This is a genomic window from Bacillus sp. D7-8 (assembly GCF_052055895.1).
Classification (GTDB): domain Bacteria; phylum Bacillota; class Bacilli; order Bacillales; family Bacillaceae; genus Bacillus; species Bacillus velezensis.
In genome coordinates this window covers 2,467,604-2,486,035 of sequence record NZ_CP179922.1, presented here as the reverse complement: position 1 = coordinate 2,486,035, position 18,432 = coordinate 2,467,604, and the positions used below count along the sequence as shown (strand labels likewise).

The following is an 18,432-nucleotide window of genomic DNA, read 5'->3' as shown; positions in this document are numbered from 1 at the left end:
AGTTCATTTGTTACGTATATAAAGAAGAACGAAACGGGAAGGAGGGTATATTTGCCTTGTTCCGAAAAAAAACCGGAATTGCTGTTGCTCTATTGGGCTTATTTGTATTATCTTTATTAGGGGTTCAATTGAACGCGAAAGCTGATCACCCATCGGTTTATGTCATCCCGGTTGAGAAAAATGTCGAACAGGGGCTCGCCTCGTTTTTATCGCGTTCTTTCAAAGAAGCGAAGGAGTCCGGCGCGTCACACATTATTCTTGACATCAATACACCGGGAGGCGCCGTTCAATCAGCCTTGGATATTGCGGATATCATCGGCCGCGCGGATGTGCCTGTTACCGCTTACGTTAATAAACGGGCGCTTTCTGCCGGAGCGTATATAGCGCTTCAGGCAGATGAAATCTATATGGCGCCGGGCGGAAAAATGGGTGCCGCAGCCATCATCGACGGAAAGGGAAACGCGGCAGACAAAAAGGCCCAATCACTGTGGCATGCAGAAATGGAGGACGCAGCGGTTAAAAACAACCGAAATCCGAAATACGCCCTGGCCATGGCAGATCCCGCCATTAATGCAAAGGAAGCGGGCGCCCCAAAGGGAAAACTGCTGACACTGACAGCTGAAAAAGCCAAGGAAGTCGGATATTCGGAGGGCACGGTTTCAGACCTTGATGCTTTATATACAAAGCTCGGTTTTGACAAAGCGGATGTTCACCATGCAAAAGAAGGTTTCGTCGGCAAACTGGGCAGATGGCTGACAAATCCGTTTGTTGTCCCCGTCTTATTAACGCTTGCTTTGCTTGGTTTGACCATTGAATTGTTCTCGCCGGGCCTCGGGATACCGGGTGCCGTCGGACTGACGGCCATGCTGCTGTTTTTCACCGGGCATATCGCTGCCGGATTCGCCGGCTATGACAGCGTATTCTTATTTTGCGCGGGCTTGGTTTTTATCCTTTTAGAGATATTTCTGCCCGGAGGCATAATCGGTCTTATCGGTATTGCAGGCGTCATCGCGAGCCTCTTTCTCGCTGCGGGCAGCTTTACCGTAATGGCGGTTTCTCTCTTGATCGCCATTGCTGTGTCTATTACAGCCTTTATCATATTAACAAGGGTGTTGGGGAAACGAATGAAATTCTTTAAAAAATTAATATTAACTGATTCAACAAGCACGGAGAGCGGTTATGTTTCAAATCAGAACCGGACGGAGCTGTTGGGAAAAGTCGGCGTTACCGCTACAGCCCTCAGACCGTCAGGCACCGTCATTATTGATGATGAACGTCTGGATGTCGTCTCGGAAGGATCATTCACTGAGAAAGACAGACAGGTGAAAGTAGTGAAAGCGGAAGGCTCACGCATTGTCGTGAGAGAAATATAGATGATAACCTTGAGGAGGAATTAGATGGAACTGTCAAGTTTGGCGATTTTAGCATTAGTTGCTGCTGCCATTATTGTGTTAGCCATATTCTTCACCTTTGTACCGGTGATGCTATGGATTTCGGCGCTTGCGGCAGGAGTCAGAATCAGCATTTTCACTTTGGTCGGGATGAGGCTGCGGCGCGTCATACCAAGCCGCGTTGTCAATCCGTTAATTAAAGCGCACAAAGCCGGCCTGTCCGCAACAACAAATCAGCTCGAAAGCCATTATCTGGCCGGAGGTAATGTCGACAGGGTGGTCAATGCCCTGATTGCGGCACAGCGCGCCAATATTGAGCTGTCATTTGAACGCTGCGCAGCCATTGACCTGGCCGGGCGTGACGTATTGGAAGCCGTACAGATGAGCGTTAATCCGAAGGTCATTGAAACACCGTTTATCGCGGGTGTCGCCATGGACGGAATTGAAGTAAAAGCAAAAGCCAGAATCACGGTAAGAGCCAATATTGAGCGCCTTGTCGGAGGAGCGGGAGAAGAGACGGTTGTCGCCCGTGTCGGAGAAGGGATTGTCTCGACAATCGGTTCTTCTCACAATCATAAAAAAGTGCTTGAAAACCCTGATATGATTTCGCAGACCGTACTTGGCAAAGGGCTGGATTCAGGCACCGCATTTGAAATTCTTTCGATTGACATCGCCGACGTTGATATCGGCAAAAACATCGGAGCGATTCTTCAGACGGATCAGGCAGAAGCAGACAAAAACATTGCGCAGGCCAAAGCCGAAGAGCGCCGCGCCATGGCGGTCGCCCAAGAGCAGGAAATGCGCGCTCGCGTAGAAGAAATGCGTGCAAAAGTCGTGGAAGCAGAAGCCGAAGTGCCGCTTGCGATGGCAGAAGCGTTGCGTGAAGGAAACATCGGCGTCATGGACTATATGAACATAAAAAATATCGACGCGGATACGGACATGAGGGATTCTATCGGCAAGCTGACGAATGACCAGCAAGATGAAGACCAACAATAACCTCTCTATTAAGGAGGGAGCCGCTATATGCACGAGATTCTGACAAATCCGCTCGTCATTGCCGCCGTCATCGGCATTATATCGGCAATATTCGGCAAGAAAAACAAAGATGAAAAACGTCCGCCGGGTACACGTCCCGGAAATCAGGCAAAAAAGCAGGATCAAAAACAGCCGCAGAAAGAGCATAAGCCGGAAGCGGAAGAATTGCCTGACGTTTCAGAAGAGAACCCTTTTGAGCAAAAAAGAAGGGAAGCTGAAAAGCGCCTAGCGGAGACGGAGCAGATGTTTAACGGGTTCGAACATAAGCTGACATCCGCACGCGCACGAAACGCGTCTCTGAAGAAATCAGCCCTCAAAATAAATAAAGAAACTGCGGTCCAAGGCATTATATTCAGTGAGGTTTTGGGTCCGCCCCGTGCAAAAAAACCGCACCGGACCATGCGGAACATCGGTAAAAAATAAAGTGTTAGAACCCCTTTTCAAATCATACATATGAGATGAAAGGGGGTTCTTTTTTTATGGGGCAAAGAAAGAATCGTGTAAAGGCATGGCTGACAAGAGCATTGGAAATTCCCCCGGACGTTATGATGGATCTGCCTCGTATTACGATGGTCGGCAGACTTCATATCTACATAGAGAATCACAGAGGCCTCCTGCTGTTCAGCGAAGAAGAAGTCAGGCTGATGCTCAAGCAGGGGCAGTGTATCATATCAGGAAAAAACTTGGTCATTAAGGCAATCCTTCCTGAGGAAATCCTTTTGGAAGGCACGATAGATCACGTACGATATGTCGATTCATAAAGCCGGGGGGAAATAATGTGAAAAACAAATGGCTGTCATTTTTTTCGGGTAAAGTCCAAGTGGAAGTCAAAGGAAAAGGGATTGAACGGCTGCTGAATGAATGTACGAGAAACGGAATCGCCATCTTTGCGGTGAAAAAAAAGCAAGACTGTGTTCTGCTGATGATTCAGCTTCAAGATGTACATGCTTTCAGAAGAGTCATCAGAAAACATGAATGCAAAGCAAGCTTTACAAAAAGAAAGGGTCTTCCCTTTCTGCTTCTCAAATCAAAATTAAATCTGGGCTTCACTGCGGGATTTGTGATATTTTTTGTTATATTGTTTCTTTTGTCCAACATGATTTGGGAAATTGATATTAAAGGGGCCAAGCCCGAAACCGAGCATCAGATGGTAAAGCACCTTGAAGAAATCGGTGTGAAAAAAGGCCGTTTGCAATTTTTAATGATGACGCCGGAGAAAATTCAAAAATCATTAACAAACGGCATCGATAATATTACGTGGGTCGGTGTGGAATTGAACGGGACAGCCCTTCATATGAAAGTGGTCGAAAAGAACGAACCGACAAAAGAAAAGTACGTAAGCCCCCGCCATATCGTTGCCAAAAAGAAGGCGGTCATCAAAAGGATGTTCGTGCAAAAGGGGCAGCCGATGGCTTTTGTGAACGATCATGTTGACAAAGGACAGCTCCTCGTCTCAGGACTGATCGGAAATGAAGACCGGAAAGTCGCCTCAAAAGCGGAAATTTACGGAGAAACATGGTACAAGTCAGAAGTAACCGTGCCCCTTGAAACATCATTTACGCTATATACGGGTAAAGTAAGGACGAAGCACAAGCTGTCTTTCGGATCATGGGGCGTGCCTTTTTGGGGCTTCGGGTTTAATGAGGAGCCGCTGAAACATCCGAAAACAGAGGAAGAAAAGCATCCGTTTCAATTTCTGGGGATGAAGCTTCCGGTTTCTTACGTTTCAGAACAGACAAGAGAAAGTGAAACATCCGTGCGGACTTATACGAAAGGCGAAGCGGTTCAGGCCGGTATCAAAATGGGAAGACAAGATGTAGAAAAGCGATTAAACGGCAGCGGAGAGGTGGAAAGTGAAAAAGTTTTGCACCAATCCGTTGAGAATGGTAAAGTAAAGTTGATTATTCTCTACCAAGTTATAGAAGATATCGTTCAAACCACACCTATTGTTCAGGGAGACTAAAGAATGGCAGAACATTTACTTGCGATTAATCACAAACTGAAAAGCCCGGACGAAGCACTTTCTTTGTTCGGCAGCCAAGATGCCTTTTTACATTTAATGGAGAAGGATCTGGGCATTAGCCTCATCACACGCGGTGAAACCATTTACGTTTCCGGGAATGATGAAACATTTGAGATCGCTGACAGATTATTGGGCTCGCTCCTTACTTTAATTCGCAAGGGGATCGAGATTTCGGAACGTGATGTGCTGTATGCCGTAAAAATGGCAAAAAAAGATGAACTGGACTATTTTGAAAGCATGTATGAAGAGGAAATAACGAAAACGGCAAAAGGCAAACCGATCCGTGTCAAAACCATCGGCCAACGAGAATATGTGGCGGCGATGAAGAAAAACGACATGGTGTTCGGCATCGGACCGGCGGGAACCGGCAAAACTTATTTGGCGGTCGTAAAAGCGGTGCATGCTTTAAAAAACGGCCACATTAAAAAAATCATTTTAACAAGACCCGCTGTGGAAGCCGGCGAGAGCCTCGGTTTTCTGCCCGGAGATTTAAAGGAAAAAGTAGATCCTTATCTGCGCCCGCTGTATGACGCGCTCCACGATGTGCTCGGAAGCGACCATACGGAGCGTCTTATGGAGAGAGGGGTTATCGAAATCGCCCCGCTTGCCTATATGAGAGGGCGGACGCTTGACGACGCGTATGTGATTCTTGATGAAGCCCAGAATACCACTCCCGCTCAAATGAAAATGTTTTTGACGAGATTGGGTTTTGGCTCTAAAATGATCATTACGGGCGACGTAAGCCAAATTGACCTGCCGAAAGGCGTCACATCGGGACTTGCAGTGGCGAAGGATATGCTGAAGGACGTAAACGGCATCTCCGTGATTGAACTTGACCAGACAGATGTGGTCAGGCATCCGCTTGTTGCAAAAATTATTGAAGCTTATGATAAGCAAAAGTAATGCAAAAATGACCCGATCTCCCGTTATCGGGTCATTTTTATATGATGTGTTCCTGATGTTTCAGGGAGGAGGTTCTTGTTTTGAAAAAGAAGGGAAAGGGCAAAAGCGCCCGGGAACGGTTCCGCAGTTTCAGACATGCCCGCTCAGCCCATGTGCTGCTGTACCTGCTGCTTTCAGCGATCATGTTTGGTTTGCTCTTTATTCATGTAAAACCTGAATCACTTAATTTGGATTTGTTTGCAGTCAGTGATAAGACGATTTACGCGCCCGCCACAGTGGAAGATCAGCAGGCGACGGAATCGAAAAAACAGGCGGCCGAAGATGCGGTGGAAGATCAATACACTCTGAAAAAAGGCTATACCGACAATCGGCTTGACCTGATCACTTCCATTTTTGACAGCATCGGCGAAGTGAAAAAAGATGCGGAAAAAGACAAAAAATCACCTTCGGAAAAATCACTGGTAAAATCGGTGAAAAACAAGCTGACACAGGATGTCAATGAATCCGTCTCGGAAGATGCCATTAAATCGCTTCTCCATGCAAACAATGAAGATTTCTCATTTGTGAGGGATTCCGTCATTACCGCGGTGAATACGGTGATGAGCAGTGAAATTCCTTCTGAAAAGCTTGCTGAAGCGAAGGATAAGGTCGCAAAAGAGCTGAAAAGCGCTTCTGTGCCGTCAAAATATTTAGCGGCTGCGACTGAAATCGGAAAATACGCGGTCATCCCGAATTACGTATTTGATCCGAAAGCGACGGATGAAAAACGCCAGGAAGCGTCAGACAGCGTCCAGCCGGTACAGATCAAACAGGGACAGGTTCTCGTGGAAGAGAATGATCTGATTGACCGGGAAGTGTACAGGAAGCTTGAACTGACGGGTCTTTTGAATAATTCCAACCTGTTAAAACCGATCAGCGGTCTCCTTCTGATGATCGGCCTGTTTATTGCCACGCTTGTCTACTATTTTGAGAAACAGCAGCAGGAGCTTAAGCTGAAAAATAAATCTCTTTTGCTGTTTTCTATCATTACAACGCTTATTCTCGTCATTATGGAAGTCGTCAGTCTCTTTCAGAAGATTGAATACACCAATATCGGCTATCTTGTGCCGATCGCCGCCGGTGCGATTTTAATCAGGCTGCTGCTCAATGAAAGGCTCGCCATTTTAGGAAGCATCATTCTGGCGATCTGCGGCAGTATGATGTTTAATCAGGGTGTGACGGGAACATTTAATTACGTCATCGGCATTTACTATTTAATCAGCAGCATTTCAGGCATTCTGTTTTTGGGAAAACATAATGCGAGGTCAAAAATATTGCAGACGGGACTGTTCGTCTCATTTATTAATATGATTATCGTGCTGTCGCTTTTATTAATACAAAATACGGCGCTGTCACCGGTTGAAATCGGAACGCTGATGCTGATGGGGGTCGTCTCGGGACTTGCTTCATCCGTTTTGATTATCGGTCTGATGCCGTTTTTTGAGACGGGATTCGGCATTCTTTCAACAATGAGGCTGATTGAACTGTCTAATCCGAATCATCCCCTGCTTCGAAAGATTTTAACGGAAACACCCGGTACATATCATCACAGCGTCATGGTGGCAAATCTGTCGGAAGCGGCTTGTGAAGCCGTAGGGGCAAACGGTCTTTTAGCACGGGTCGGAGCGTATTATCACGATCTCGGCAAAACGAAACGTCCGCAATATTTTATTGAAAATCAGATGAATATGGATAATCCGCATGACAAGCTGTCTCCGCAGCTCAGTAAAAATATCATTATCGCACATACGACAGACGGTGCGAATATGCTCAGAAGCTATAAGTTTCCGAAAGAGCTTGTGGATATCGCGGAGCAGCATCACGGAACGTCCCTTTTAAAATTCTTTTATTATAAAGCGAAAGAAAAGGGCGACCAGATTACAGAGAAAGAGTTCCGCTACCCGGGGCCGAAGCCGCAATCGAAAGAAGCGGCTATTATCTCAGTGGCCGACAGCGTTGAAGCCGCCGTCCGTTCCATGCATAATCCCAATCCCGAGCGGATCGAAAAACTGGTGCGGGGAATTATATCCGATAAGCTTCAGGACGGACAATTCTCAGAATGTGACCTCACATTCCGAGAACTGGATACGATCGCAAAAACACTATGTGCGACTTTAAAAGGAATTTTCCACTCCCGGATTGAATATCCGGAGGCTACGAAGAAGGTGAAATAAATGAGTTTACTCATAGATATTGTTGATGAAACGAACAGCGTCTCAGCTGATGCGCTCCAAGAAGTGGAGAAGCTGCTTCAATTCGCGGCGGAAAAAGAAGGCGTTCAGGACCAGGCTGAAGTATCGGTCACGATTGTGACAAATGAGGAAATCAGAGAAATCAACAGAGACTACCGGGGAAAAGACACTCCGACTGACGTCATTTCGTTTGCGCTTGAAGAAGAAGGCGAAGACGAGGTTGAAATCGTAGGCGCCGACATGCCGCCTGTTTTAGGAGATATTATCATCAGCGCTGACAGAACGAAAGAGCAGGCGGAAGAGTACGGCCATTCATTTATGAGAGAGCTCGGTTTTCTGGCCGTGCACGGCTTTTTGCATTTGCTTGGCTATGATCACATGACAAAAGAAGAAGAGGAAGAAATGTTTTCAAAGCAAAAGGATTTGCTGGATGAGTATGGACTCACGAGATCATAAAAACGAGTGGAGCAGGTTCCTGAAGAGCTTTGTCCATGCATGGAGGGGAATCTGGAAAACGGCGCGGTCAGAGCGGAATTTTCAATTTCATATTACCGCGGCCTGCGCCGTTATCGTTTGCGGTTTTCTCACCGGGCTGAGCACAGCCGAATGGGCCGTTGTTTTGATGCTGATCGGAGGAATGCTTGCTTTGGAGCTGTTAAATACCGCGATAGAGCATGTTGTGGATTTAGTTACCGATCAGTATCACCCGCTCGCAAAAGCGGCAAAGGACGCGGCCGCCGGAGCCGTTTGCGTCTTTGCCGTGATATCGTGTATCATTGGTTTACTCATCTTCTTGCCGAAGATATGTTAGCAGAAGATTCTTACAATTATTTTACATTGCCAAAAATGGGCGTGAAAAACCAATCATAATTATGTAAAATAAAAGTGACAGCGGTATCATACAGGATAAAGGTAAGAGAGGAATTAAGTACACATGAACAGACAAGAATTGATTGCAGAAGCATTAAAAGCGCGGGACACAGCGTATGTGCCGTATTCAAATTTCAGAGTGGGAGCCGCTCTTCTTACCAAAGACGGAAAAGTGTACAGAGGCTGCAACATCGAAAATGCGGCATACAGCATGTGCAACTGTGCTGAACGCACGGCGATATTCAAAGCTGTTTCCGAGGGGGATACGGAATTTGCGATGCTCGCCGTGGCTGCGGATACTCCGGGACCGGTTTCGCCGTGCGGAGCCTGCAGACAAGTAATTTCCGAGCTGTGCTCAAAGGATATGCTTGTTATTCTGACCAACTTACAAGGACAAATAAAAGAAATGACTGCGGAAGAATTATTACCAGGCGCATTTTCATCGGAGGATTTACATGACGAACGAAAGCTTTAAATCAGGATTTGTATCTATCATCGGAAGGCCGAATGTAGGAAAGTCTACCTTTTTAAACAGGGTCATCGGTCAAAAGATCGCCATCATGAGCGACAAACCCCAGACGACAAGAAATAAAGTCCAAGGGGTGCTGACAACCGGCACGTCGCAGACCATTTTTATTGATACACCGGGCATTCACAAACCAAAGCACAAGCTTGGCGACTTTATGATGAAAGTGGCGCAGAATACGCTGAAAGAAGTTGACTTGGTGTTATTTATGATTAACGCCGAAGAAGGGTACGGAAAAGGCGACGAGTTTATCATTGAAAAGCTCGGACAGACGTCTACACCGGTCTTTCTGATCGTTAACAAAATTGATAAGATCCATCCTGACCAGCTGCTTCTTTTAATTGATGAGTACCGTACGCGCTATCCGTTTAAGGAAATCGTGCCGATCTCAGCTTTGGAAGGGAACAACGTCGAAACCCTTCTCGCGCAGATTGAAGCGTATTTACCGGAAGGGCCTCAGTTCTATCCGAGCGATCAGGTGACTGACCATCCCGAGCGGTTCATTATTTCTGAACTGATCAGGGAAAAGGTGCTCCATCTGACAAGGGAAGAAGTGCCGCACAGCATCGCTGTCGCTATCGAGTCCATTAAAGGGCAGGAAAACGGCTCCGTCCATGTCGCCGCCACCATTGTGGTCGAGCGGGATTCTCAAAAAGGCATCGTCATCGGCAAAAAAGGAGCGCTTCTGAAAGAAGTCGGCAAAAGAGCGCGGGCTGATATTGAAGCTCTTTTGGGCTCACGCGTTTACCTGGAATTATGGGTGAAGGTGCAGAAGGACTGGCGGAATAAAATGTCTCAGCTGCGTGATTTCGGCTTCAAAGAGGATGAATATTAATTCATCTAAGGCGCATGCCTGAGGTGTGAGATTACCTCACAGAAGCAGGGATTCGTTAGCAAAATTTGTTTAACATGAAAAGGAGGACATCAGGTCAAGATAAGGGTAAGAATTTGGATTGCAAGCTAGTTTAATGATGAAAGGTGGGTTTTTTGTGTTGAATTTTACCTGGAACGTATTTTCTCAAACAGGAAGTGTTGATACGTACCTTCTTTTTAAAGAACTGGAAAAAGAGAACCTGGAAAGACCCGAAGAACCGGAAGATGAGCTAGCCCGAATTGATTTTCCAATTTTGTAAACCTCTTGGCCCCTCCCATTGTTGGAAGGTGCGGAAATGCTGACTAAATGTGAAGGAATCGTGCTCCGTACGAATGACTACGGGGAGACGAATAAAATCGTGACATTGCTGACGAGGGAACACGGCAAAATCGGCGTCATGGCAAGGGGCGCCAGGAAGTCAGCCAGCCGGCTGTCAGCAGTCAGCCAGCCGTTTTTGTACGGGTCATTTTTAATGCAAAGAACATCCGGACTCGGCACGCTCCAGCAGGGTGAAATGATTCTCAGCATGAGAACGATCAGAGAAGATTTATTTTTGACGGCGTATGCCGCTTTTATCGCTGAACTCACTGACAAAGGAACGGAAGAGAAGAAACCGAACCCCTATTTATTCGAATTGATTCTCGAATCCTTTAAGAGGCTGAATGACGGGACTGACCCGGACGTGATCACCTTCATCGTGCAGATGAAAATGCTCGGCGTCATGGGGCTGTATCCGGAGCTGAATCATTGTGTCCACTGCAAAAGCGGGGAAGGGACGTTTCATTTTTCGATAAGAGATAACGGGTTTATCTGCCACCGCTGCTTTGAAAAGGATCCGTACAGAGTTCCGATGTCGCCGCAAACGGCAAGGCTGCTAAGGCTTTTTTATTACTTTGATATCGGAAGGCTCGGCAGCGTCTCGTTAAAACAGGAAACCAAAAACGAAATTAAACGGGTCATTGATCTGTATTACGAGGAATATTCAGGACTTTATTTAAAGTCAAAACGGTTTTTAGATCAGATGGAAAGCATGAAGAACCTTTTGGATGAAAACAAAAGTTGACATTCTGCCCATCTTTTTATATGATCATTTATTATAAAATATGTTGCAGTGACAGAAAGAAGTACTTGCGTCCAACTCATACAAGCGACCTTAGGGCAGTGTAAGCTAAGGATGAGCGCGCAACGAAAGGCATTCTCGAGCAACCCTTTAAAAAGAGGCTGAGTGATTCACATCCTCAGCAACTAGGGTGGAACCGCGGGAGAACTCTCGTCCCTATGTTTGCGGCCGGCAAGCATAGAGACGGGAGTTTTTTGGTTGCCGCCGCACTTGTAAAAGAATGGAGAAAGTGGAGGTGCTTGAAATGAACATTCAAGATATGATTTTAACCTTGCAGAAGCACTGGTCGAATGAAGGCTGTGTGCTCATGCAGTCGTATGATGTGGAGAAAGGCGCAGGCACAATGAGCCCGTATACATTTTTACGAAGCATCGGGCCGGAACCGTGGAGAGTGGCTTACGTTGAGCCGTCCAGGCGGCCTGCTGACGGACGGTACGGTGAAAACCCGAACAGGCTCTATCAGCATCACCAATTCCAAGTCATTATCAAGCCGTCGCCTGATAACATTCAAGAGCTTTACCTTGATTCATTGCGTGCGCTCGGCATTGACCCGCTTGAACATGATATCCGTTTCGTAGAAGACAACTGGGAAAACCCGTCTTTAGGCTGTGCAGGTCTCGGCTGGGAAGTATGGCTTGACGGGATGGAAATTACTCAGTTTACATACTTCCAGCAGGTGGGCGGAATTGAATGTAAACCGGTATCCGTTGAAATCACATATGGTATTGAACGTCTCGCGTCATATATTCAGGATAAAGAAAACGTCTTTGATCTTGAATGGACGTCAGGATTTACTGTGAAAGATTTATTTATGATGGCTGAATATGAGCATTCCGTTTATACTTTTGAAACATCTGACGTGGATATGCTTTTCCATTTGTTCAGCACCTATGAAAAAGAAGCGATCAGACAAATGGATAACGGGCTCGTGCATCCGGCCTATGATTATGTGCTGAAATGCTCTCACACATTTAATCTGCTCGATGCAAAAGGCGCGATCTCGGTGACGGAGCGGACGGGTTATATCGGCCGTGTCCGCAACTTAGCGAGAAAAGTGGCAAAAACGTATTATGAAGAACGGGAAAAATTAGGGTTCCCAATGCTTAAAGAGGAGGGCTCTTCCCATGAGTAAACAAGACTTGCTTTTAGAGATCGGACTCGAGGAAATGCCGGCGCGGTTTTTACATGACAGCATGGTGCAGCTCGGTGAAAAGCTGACCGGCTGGCTGGCTGAAAAAAATATCGCCCACGGCGAAGTGAAACTTTTTAATACGCCGAGACGTCTGGCAGTATATATAAAAGACGTAGCAGAAAAACAGGCTGATATTCAGGAAGAAGCAAAAGGCCCTGCGAAAAAAATCGCTCTGGATGCTGACGGAAACTGGACAAAAGCCGCTATCGGATTTTCAAAAGGCCAAGGCGCCGGAGTGGATGACCTGTATATAAAAGATGTAAACGGCACGGAATATGTCTTCGTTCAAAAATTCCAGGCGGGACAAGAGACGAAGACACTTTTACCGCAGCTGGAAAATTTGATTGCCGGAATGCATTTTCCGAAAAACATGCGCTGGGGCACGCAGGATCTGCGCTATATCCGTCCGATCAAATGGATTATCGCTCTCTTTGGAAAAGACGTCATTCCGTTTAAAATCACAAATGTAGAAACGGGCCGGAACACGCAGGGACACCGCTTTCTCGGCCAAGAAGTATCTGTTGATGCACCGTCATCATACGAAAAGCTGCTGAAAGAACAAAGCGTCATTGCTGACCCGAAAGAACGCAAACAAATGATCCAAAGCCAGCTGGACGCGCTTGCAGCCGAGAAGAAATGGAACATTCCGATCGATGAGGATCTGCTGAACGAAGTCAACCATCTGGTGGAATACCCGACGGCGCTTTACGGATCTTTTGAATCCGAGTTTCTTTCTATCCCTGAAGAAGTGCTTGTGACAACAATGAAAGAGCATCAGCGCTACTTCCCGGTAAAAGATGAAAACGGGAATCTGCTTCCTCATTTTATTACGGTAAGAAACGGGAACAGCCATGCAATTGAAAATGTTGCCCGCGGAAACGAGAAAGTGCTGAGAGCAAGGCTTTCAGATGCTGCGTTCTTCTACAAAGAAGACCAAAAGCTGAACATTGATGAAAATGTGAAGAAACTGGAAAATATCGTTTTCCATGAAGAGCTCGGCTCCCTTGGAGATAAAGTAAGAAGAGTGACCGCCATTGCGGGCAAACTTGCCGTCCGCCTGAAAGCGGATGAACAGACGCAAAAACTTGTGAAGCGCGCCGCAGAGATTTCTAAATTTGACCTGGTTACACATATGATCTATGAGTTCCCAGAGCTTCAAGGCGTGATGGGAGAAAAATATGCGCGCATGCTCGGTGAAGATGATGCCGTCGCTGCCGCTGTCAATGAGCACTATATGCCGAGAGCGGCCGGGGGAGAAGTGCCTTCAACCTTTACCGGCGCGGTCGTGGCGTTAGCTGATAAACTAGACACGATTGCTTCCTTCTTCAGCATTGACGTAATTCCGACAGGTTCTCAGGATCCGTACGGATTGCGCCGTCAGGCAAGCGGCATCGTTTCCATTCTGATCGACCGCAATTGGGGCATTTCTTTTAAAGAGCTGCTGTCATTGACAGAAACGGAAAAAGAAAATGAGCTCCTCGATTTCTTTACACAGCGTCTGAAATACGTCTTAAACGCTGAAGACATCCGTCATGACGTTATTGAAGCCGTTCTGGACAGCACAGAGCTTGAGCCATATGCAGCCGTTCATAAGGCAAGAGTGCTTGAGAAGCACCTCGGCACACCCGGCTTTAAAGAAACGGCTGAATCACTCGGCCGGGTCATCTCCATCAGCAAAAAAGGCGAGAGCCGCGATATCAATCCGGATCTGTTTGAAAATGAACAGGAGAAAAAGCTGTTTGACGCTTATCAAAAAACAAAAGACAGTGTCGCGGAAAGCTTTGCCTCCAAAAACTATGAACAGGCGCTTGCCGTGCTCAGCGGATTAAAGGAGCCGATTGAAGACTACTTTAATCACACGATGGTAAATGCGGACGATGAAGCATTAAAAACCAACCGTTTAGCGCAAATGACCGCTCTTGCAGATGTGATCAAGTCTTTTGCTAATATGAATCATCTTATTGTAAAATAAAGAAAAAGACGGTTGCTGTGTGATCGGCAATCGTCTTTTCCCCTTTTACATAAACATCACAGAATGAAAACATAGATAAAGAAACCCTTCCATTAAGGTGGTGAGTACGATCGAATTAAATAAACGGCAAGAACAAATTTTACAGATTGTAAAGGAAAACGGCCCGATTACCGGAGAGCATATCGCAGAACAGCTCAATTTAACGAGGGCCACGCTGCGGCCGGACTTGGCCATACTCACCATGTCAGGCTTCTTAGAGGCCCGTCCGCGGGTCGGTTATTTTTATACGGGGAAAACGGGAAATCAGCTGCTTGCGGATAAACTGAAAAAGCTGCAAGTGAAAGATTTTCAATCGATCCCTGTTGTCATCAATGAGAATGTCTCGGTATACGATGCCATCTGCACCATGTTTTTAGAAGATGTCGGCACGTTATTTGTCGTAGATCGTGATGCTGTCTTAGTCGGTGTGCTGTCACGCAAAGATTTGCTGCGGGCGAGCATCGGCCAGCAGGAACTTGCCTCAATACCGGTTCATATTATCATGACAAGAATGCCGAATATCGCCGTCTGCCGGCGTGACGATTATGTGATGGACATCGCCAAGTATTTAATTGAAAAACAGATCGATGCCCTGCCCGTTATTAAAGATACGGATAAAGGCTTTGAGGTCATCGGCCGGTTTACCAAAACCAATATGACTAAGATACTTGTCAGTTTATCAGAAAATGAAATCATATAAGCTTGAAAACTAACGGGGGGATAACATGGACAATCGCATCATTTATGTAGTATCAGACTCAGTCGGAGAAACCGCCGAACTCGTTGTAAAAGCCTCGCTCAGCCAGTTTAACGGCTCAGCCGATGATACGCATATCAGAAGAATACCTTATGTGGAAGATATCGGCACCATTAATGAAGTCGTGTCTCTCGCCAAAGCGGACGGCGGCATTATTTGTTTTACGCTCGTTGTTCCTGAAATGCGCAAATACCTGGTTGAACAAGCGGAAAAAGCGAATGTGCTGTATTACGATATTATCGGTCCGCTCATCGATAAAATGGAATCGGCTTACGGTCTGACCGCCAAATATGAACCGGGCCGCGTCCGCCAGCTTGATGAAGATTATTTCAAAAAGGTCGAGGCGATCGAGTTTGCCGTCAAATATGACGATGGCAGGGATCCAAGAGGCATTTTAAAAGCCGATATCATCCTGCTCGGAGTATCCAGAACGTCTAAAACCCCATTATCACAATATCTTGCCCATAAGCGTCTGAAAGTGGCCAATGTGCCGATCGTTCCTGAGGTCGATCCGCCGGAAGAACTGTTCAGCGTTGATCCGAAAAAATGCATCGGCTTAAAAATCAGCCCTGATAAACTGAACCATATACGAAAAGAACGGTTAAAATCTCTCGGCTTAAATGACAAAGCCATTTACGCCAATATCAACAGAATTAAAGAAGAGCTGGAGTATTTTGAGAAAATCGTGGACCGGATCGGCTGCCAAGTCGTTGACGTTTCGAATAAAGCGGTCGAGGAAACAGCGAACATCATTCATCACCTCAAAACAAAGGGCCGATAACTCAGGACGCTTTATCCTGGGTTTTTGGGTATGCAAATAGGGAATAAACAAAAAGGATGGCATCTTCGCGAAGTTTGTATTATAATAAAAAATTGTGATAAAATGTTTATTTTTAGGTTTAAGCTTCGTGTGATACGAATAAACTATTATGGGTAAGATGTCAAGAATAACTCCCGGAAATTTTTCGACAAAGCTCAAAATAGATCCGCAGTCATGGAGCATATGCGATTTCGCTTGTTTTTATGCAGGAGATTGATGGAGGGATGGAGAATTAGTCTTCTAAATGAAAAAGAAAAGACGATTTTTGTCGATGCAGACGCATGCCCCGTAAAAGAGGAAATAATGCTCATTGCATCGCAAGTCAGCGTTCGGGTTATTTTCGTCGCATCATTTGAACACTACCAGCTTTCCAGAAGCAAAGACGAGAACTGGGTATACGTTGATCCTCATAAAGAAGCGGCAGACTTATATATCGCAAACCATGTGAGATCGGGAGACGTCGTAGTCACGCAGGATATCGGTTTAGCCTCTCTTTTGCTGAACAGAAATATTGCCGTCTTATCGGAAAGGGGCCGTTCTTATACTGAAGACACGATTGACTTCGCTCTGATGAGCCGTCATATGTCAGGCAAAATGAGAAGAAGCGGCATTCATTCCAAAGGACCTAAAAAATTAAATAAAGAAGATCGGAATCGATTTGTTACCCTGCTTAAAAAAATCCTGTCGAATGATGAAGGGATTTCAAATCAAAACATCGAATAATGTACGACGGAGTGTTATAAGATGGGAAACCGCATACCAGATGAAGTAGTTAATCAGGTGCAGCAGTCAGCAGACATTGTTGAAGTCATAGGTGATTATGTCCAATTGAAAAAGCAAGGCCGCAACTACTTTGGGCTCTGTCCGTTTCACGGGGAAAACACGCCCTCGTTTTCCGTCTCCAGCGATAAGCAGATCTTTCATTGCTTCGGATGCGGTGCGGGCGGGAACGTTTTCTCTTTCTTACGGCAGATGGAAGGTTATTCATTTACGGAAGCTGTTTCTCACCTTGCGGATAAATATCAGATTGATTTCCCTGATGATATAACGATTCACTCTGCATCCAGGCCGGAATCTTCCGGAGAGCAGAAGATGGCGGAAGCCCACGAGCTTCTGAAGAAATTTTACCATCATTTGCTAATAAATACAAAGGAAGGCCAGGAAGCATTAGATTACCTTTTATCAAGGGGTTTTACGAAAGAGCTCATAGATGAGTTTGAAATCGGCTACGCGCTGGATTCCTGGGATTTCATGACGAAATTCTTGAAAAAGCGCGGTTTTGAGGAAGAACTGATGGAAAAAGCGGGTCTGCTGATCAGAAGGGAAGACGGCAGCGGGTATTTTGACCGTTTCAGAAACAGAATTATGTTTCCCATTCATGATCACCACGGAGCCGTGGCGGCTTTTTCAGGAAGGGCGCTCGGAAGCCAGCAGCCGAAATATATGAACAGCCCGGAAACGCCGCTGTTTCATAAATCTAAGCTGCTGTATAACTTTCATAAGGCGCGCCTGCCGATCAGGAAAGAGGAGAGAGCCGTTCTGTTTGAAGGCTTCGCTGACGTCATATCCGCCGTCAGCTCGGGCGTAAAAGAAAGTATCGCCACAATGGGGACGTCGCTCACCGAAGAACATGTGAAAATCCTCAGGAGAAATGTTCAGGAGGTCATTCTCTGCTACGATTCGGATAAAGCCGGGTACGAAGCTACGCTGAAAGCGGCCGGCCTGCTCCAGAAAGCCGATTGTAAGGTAAGAGTAAGCATGCTGCCTGACGGACTTGATCCTGATGATTATATCAGAATCCGGGGCGGAGAAAAATTCCGGACCGATATCATTGATGCAAGCGTTACGGTCATGGCTTTTAAAATGCAGTATTTCCGCAAAGGGAAAAACTTATCTGACGAAGGAGACCGGCTCGCTTACATGAAAGAAGTGCTGAAAGAAATCAGCGCTCTTTCCGGGTCGCTTGAGCAGGAAATGTATGTGAAGCAGCTCGCCTCAGAATTTTCTCTTTCGGTAGAATCTTTGACGGAACAGCTTTCCATCTACGCCAGACAAAACGCCCCCGGCGACAAAAACGCCGAACCGCAGACAAGGCGGGCCCGGGTGACGACAAAAGCGAAACGGCGCCGTCTCCGTCCCGCCTATGAGAACGCGGAAAGACTTCTGCTCGCTCATATGCTGAGAGACCGAAACGTCATAAAGAAAGTGATTGAGCGTGTCGGCTTTGAATTTAACATTGACGGACATCGTGCGCTGGCAGCATACCTGTACGCTGTTTATGAAGAGGGCGCTGACATGACGCCGCAGCATCTTATGGCGAGAATGCAGGATGAGGAAATCAGCCAGCTGCTTTCAGATATAGGGATGCTCCAAGTAAACGAGGAGCTCTCAGAGGCCGAGTTATCCGATTACGTAAAAAAAGTGTTGGATCACCGAAAATGGTCAATGATAAAGGAAAAAGAAGCAGAAAGAGCGGATGCGGAGAGGCAGAAAGACTTCGTGAAAGCTGCGTCTCTGGCTCAAGAAATTGTTGCATTGAACCGATCATTAAAGTAACACCAAAAAGAGGCTTGCGTTCTGATTGGCAATGATTCCTTGCGGAGGAGCAAATAGATCGCTTAACCTCATCATGAATTGTCATTTATTATCCGCAGCCCTGCATGCTGAAAAAGAGAG

At 46.3% G+C, this 18,432-nt stretch carries 18 protein-coding genes and 1 pseudogene; all 19 read left to right on the top strand.

Going from position 1 to position 18,432, the window contains the following annotated elements; all coding sequences use genetic code 11:
* The first annotated feature begins 56 nt into the window (after positions 1-56).
* The 19 genes and pseudogenes from ACKTRM_RS12070 (at position 57) to dnaG (ending at position 18,312) form a co-directional block, all read left to right on the top strand.
* Positions 57-1,373 (top strand): NfeD family protein, encoded by a 1,317-nt coding sequence (locus ACKTRM_RS12070; RefSeq protein ID WP_012118019.1) that lies wholly within the window; start codon positions 57-59, stop codon positions 1,371-1,373.
* A 24-nt stretch (positions 1,374-1,397) separates the two neighbouring features.
* Complete coding sequence (gene floA, locus ACKTRM_RS12065) at positions 1,398-2,390, top strand: flotillin-like protein FloA (RefSeq protein ID WP_007408280.1); 993 nt, start codon at positions 1,398-1,400, stop codon at positions 2,388-2,390.
* A 27-nt stretch (positions 2,391-2,417) separates the two neighbouring features.
* The gene (locus ACKTRM_RS12060; protein ID WP_012118018.1) at positions 2,418-2,852 is read left to right on the top strand and encodes a hypothetical protein; all 435 of its coding nucleotides are present in this window, start codon (positions 2,418-2,420) and stop codon (positions 2,850-2,852) included.
* Positions 2,853-2,908: 56 nt separating this feature from the next.
* Complete coding sequence (yqfC, locus tag ACKTRM_RS12055) at positions 2,909-3,190, top strand: sporulation protein YqfC (RefSeq protein ID WP_003152966.1); 282 nt, start codon at positions 2,909-2,911, stop codon at positions 3,188-3,190.
* Positions 3,191-3,207: 17 nt separating this feature from the next.
* Positions 3,208-4,432, top strand: a pseudogene (gene yqfD, locus ACKTRM_RS12050) (sporulation protein YqfD).
* Entirely contained in the window at positions 4,396-5,355 is a 960-nt protein-coding gene (locus ACKTRM_RS12045) for a PhoH family protein (RefSeq protein ID WP_007408283.1), read from the top strand. Before yqfD ends, ACKTRM_RS12045 begins: the two are co-directional and overlap by 37 nt.
* Before the next feature lie 80 nt (positions 5,356-5,435).
* Positions 5,436-7,568 carry an HD family phosphohydrolase gene (locus ACKTRM_RS12040; RefSeq protein WP_007408284.1) on the top strand — a complete coding sequence of 711 codons (2,133 nt, stop codon included), beginning with the start codon at positions 5,436-5,438 and terminating at the stop codon, positions 7,566-7,568.
* Positions 7,569-8,042 (top strand): rRNA maturation RNase YbeY, encoded by a 474-nt coding sequence (ybeY, locus tag ACKTRM_RS12035; RefSeq protein WP_012118016.1) that lies wholly within the window; start codon positions 7,569-7,571, stop codon positions 8,040-8,042.
* Complete coding sequence (locus ACKTRM_RS12030; RefSeq protein ID WP_015240233.1) at positions 8,023-8,397, top strand: diacylglycerol kinase family protein; 375 nt, start codon at positions 8,023-8,025, stop codon at positions 8,395-8,397. The genes ybeY and ACKTRM_RS12030 overlap by 20 nt, the downstream gene beginning before the upstream one ends.
* A 123-nt stretch (positions 8,398-8,520) precedes the next feature.
* Entirely contained in the window at positions 8,521-8,931 is a 411-nt protein-coding gene (locus ACKTRM_RS12025) for a cytidine deaminase (protein WP_003152976.1), read from the top strand.
* Positions 8,912-9,817 (top strand): GTPase Era, encoded by a 906-nt coding sequence (era, locus tag ACKTRM_RS12020; RefSeq protein ID WP_007408285.1) that lies wholly within the window; start codon positions 8,912-8,914, stop codon positions 9,815-9,817. Before ACKTRM_RS12025 ends, era begins: the two co-directional genes overlap by 20 nt.
* Before the next feature lie 154 nt (positions 9,818-9,971).
* Positions 9,972-10,115, top strand: a complete 144-nt coding sequence (locus ACKTRM_RS12015) for a YqzL family protein (protein ID WP_007408286.1) — start codon at positions 9,972-9,974, stop codon at positions 10,113-10,115.
* A gap of 36 nt (positions 10,116-10,151) precedes the next feature.
* Positions 10,152-10,919, top strand: a complete 768-nt coding sequence (gene recO, locus ACKTRM_RS12010) for a DNA repair protein RecO (RefSeq protein ID WP_012118014.1) — start codon at positions 10,152-10,154, stop codon at positions 10,917-10,919.
* A gap of 301 nt (positions 10,920-11,220) precedes the next feature.
* Positions 11,221-12,108, top strand: coding sequence for a glycine--tRNA ligase subunit alpha (glyQ, locus tag ACKTRM_RS12005; protein WP_003152984.1), 888 nt, complete (start codon positions 11,221-11,223; stop codon positions 12,106-12,108).
* On the top strand, positions 12,101-14,140 hold the full coding sequence (gene glyS, locus ACKTRM_RS12000) for a glycine--tRNA ligase subunit beta (RefSeq protein ID WP_012118013.1): 2,040 nt from the start codon (positions 12,101-12,103) through the stop codon (positions 14,138-14,140). The genes glyQ and glyS overlap by 8 nt, the downstream gene beginning before the upstream one ends.
* A 100-nt stretch (positions 14,141-14,240) precedes the next feature.
* Positions 14,241-14,879: a transcriptional regulator CcpN gene (gene ccpN / locus ACKTRM_RS11995; RefSeq protein ID WP_003152989.1), complete on the top strand. Its 639-nt coding sequence runs from the start codon at positions 14,241-14,243 to the stop codon at positions 14,877-14,879.
* A 25-nt stretch (positions 14,880-14,904) separates the two neighbouring features.
* A complete protein-coding gene (locus ACKTRM_RS11990; RefSeq protein ID WP_003152991.1) occupies positions 14,905-15,717 on the top strand; it encodes a pyruvate, water dikinase regulatory protein in 813 nt (270 codons plus the stop codon).
* Positions 15,718-15,972: 255 nt separating this feature from the next.
* Positions 15,973-16,479, top strand: a complete 507-nt coding sequence (locus ACKTRM_RS11985) for a YaiI/YqxD family protein (protein WP_012118011.1) — start codon at positions 15,973-15,975, stop codon at positions 16,477-16,479.
* 21 nt (positions 16,480-16,500) lie between these two features.
* Positions 16,501-18,312 (top strand): DNA primase, encoded by a 1,812-nt coding sequence (gene dnaG / locus ACKTRM_RS11980; RefSeq protein ID WP_012118010.1) that lies wholly within the window; start codon positions 16,501-16,503, stop codon positions 18,310-18,312.
* Positions 18,313-18,432: the final 120 nt, after the last annotated feature.

What these genes read in the sequence shown, in the direction of transcription:
- era (WP_007408285.1), top strand. Translation starts at nt 8,912, where the DNA reads ATGACGAACGAAAGCTTTAAATCAGGATTTGTATCTATCATCGGAAGG.
- glyS (WP_012118013.1), top strand. Translation starts at nt 12,101, where the DNA reads ATGAGTAAACAAGACTTGCTTTTAGAGATCGGACTCGAGGAAATGCCG.
- ybeY (WP_012118016.1), top strand. Translation starts at nt 7,569, where the DNA reads ATGAGTTTACTCATAGATATTGTTGATGAAACGAACAGCGTCTCAGCT.
- floA (WP_007408280.1), top strand. Translation starts at nt 1,398, where the DNA reads ATGGAACTGTCAAGTTTGGCGATTTTAGCATTAGTTGCTGCTGCCATT.
- ACKTRM_RS12060 (WP_012118018.1), top strand. Translation starts at nt 2,418, where the DNA reads ATGCACGAGATTCTGACAAATCCGCTCGTCATTGCCGCCGTCATCGGC.
- yqfC (WP_003152966.1), top strand. Translation starts at nt 2,909, where the DNA reads ATGGGGCAAAGAAAGAATCGTGTAAAGGCATGGCTGACAAGAGCATTG.
- ACKTRM_RS11985 (WP_012118011.1), top strand. Translation starts at nt 15,973, where the DNA reads ATGGAGGGATGGAGAATTAGTCTTCTAAATGAAAAAGAAAAGACGATT.
- recO (WP_012118014.1), top strand. Translation starts at nt 10,152, where the DNA reads ATGCTGACTAAATGTGAAGGAATCGTGCTCCGTACGAATGACTACGGG.
- ACKTRM_RS12025 (WP_003152976.1), top strand. Translation starts at nt 8,521, where the DNA reads ATGAACAGACAAGAATTGATTGCAGAAGCATTAAAAGCGCGGGACACA.
- ACKTRM_RS11990 (WP_003152991.1), top strand. Translation starts at nt 14,905, where the DNA reads ATGGACAATCGCATCATTTATGTAGTATCAGACTCAGTCGGAGAAACC.
- dnaG (WP_012118010.1), top strand. Translation starts at nt 16,501, where the DNA reads ATGGGAAACCGCATACCAGATGAAGTAGTTAATCAGGTGCAGCAGTCA.
- ACKTRM_RS12030 (WP_015240233.1), top strand. Translation starts at nt 8,023, where the DNA reads ATGGACTCACGAGATCATAAAAACGAGTGGAGCAGGTTCCTGAAGAGC.
- ACKTRM_RS12045 (WP_007408283.1), top strand. Translation starts at nt 4,396, where the DNA reads ATGGCAGAACATTTACTTGCGATTAATCACAAACTGAAAAGCCCGGAC.
- glyQ (WP_003152984.1), top strand. Translation starts at nt 11,221, where the DNA reads ATGAACATTCAAGATATGATTTTAACCTTGCAGAAGCACTGGTCGAAT.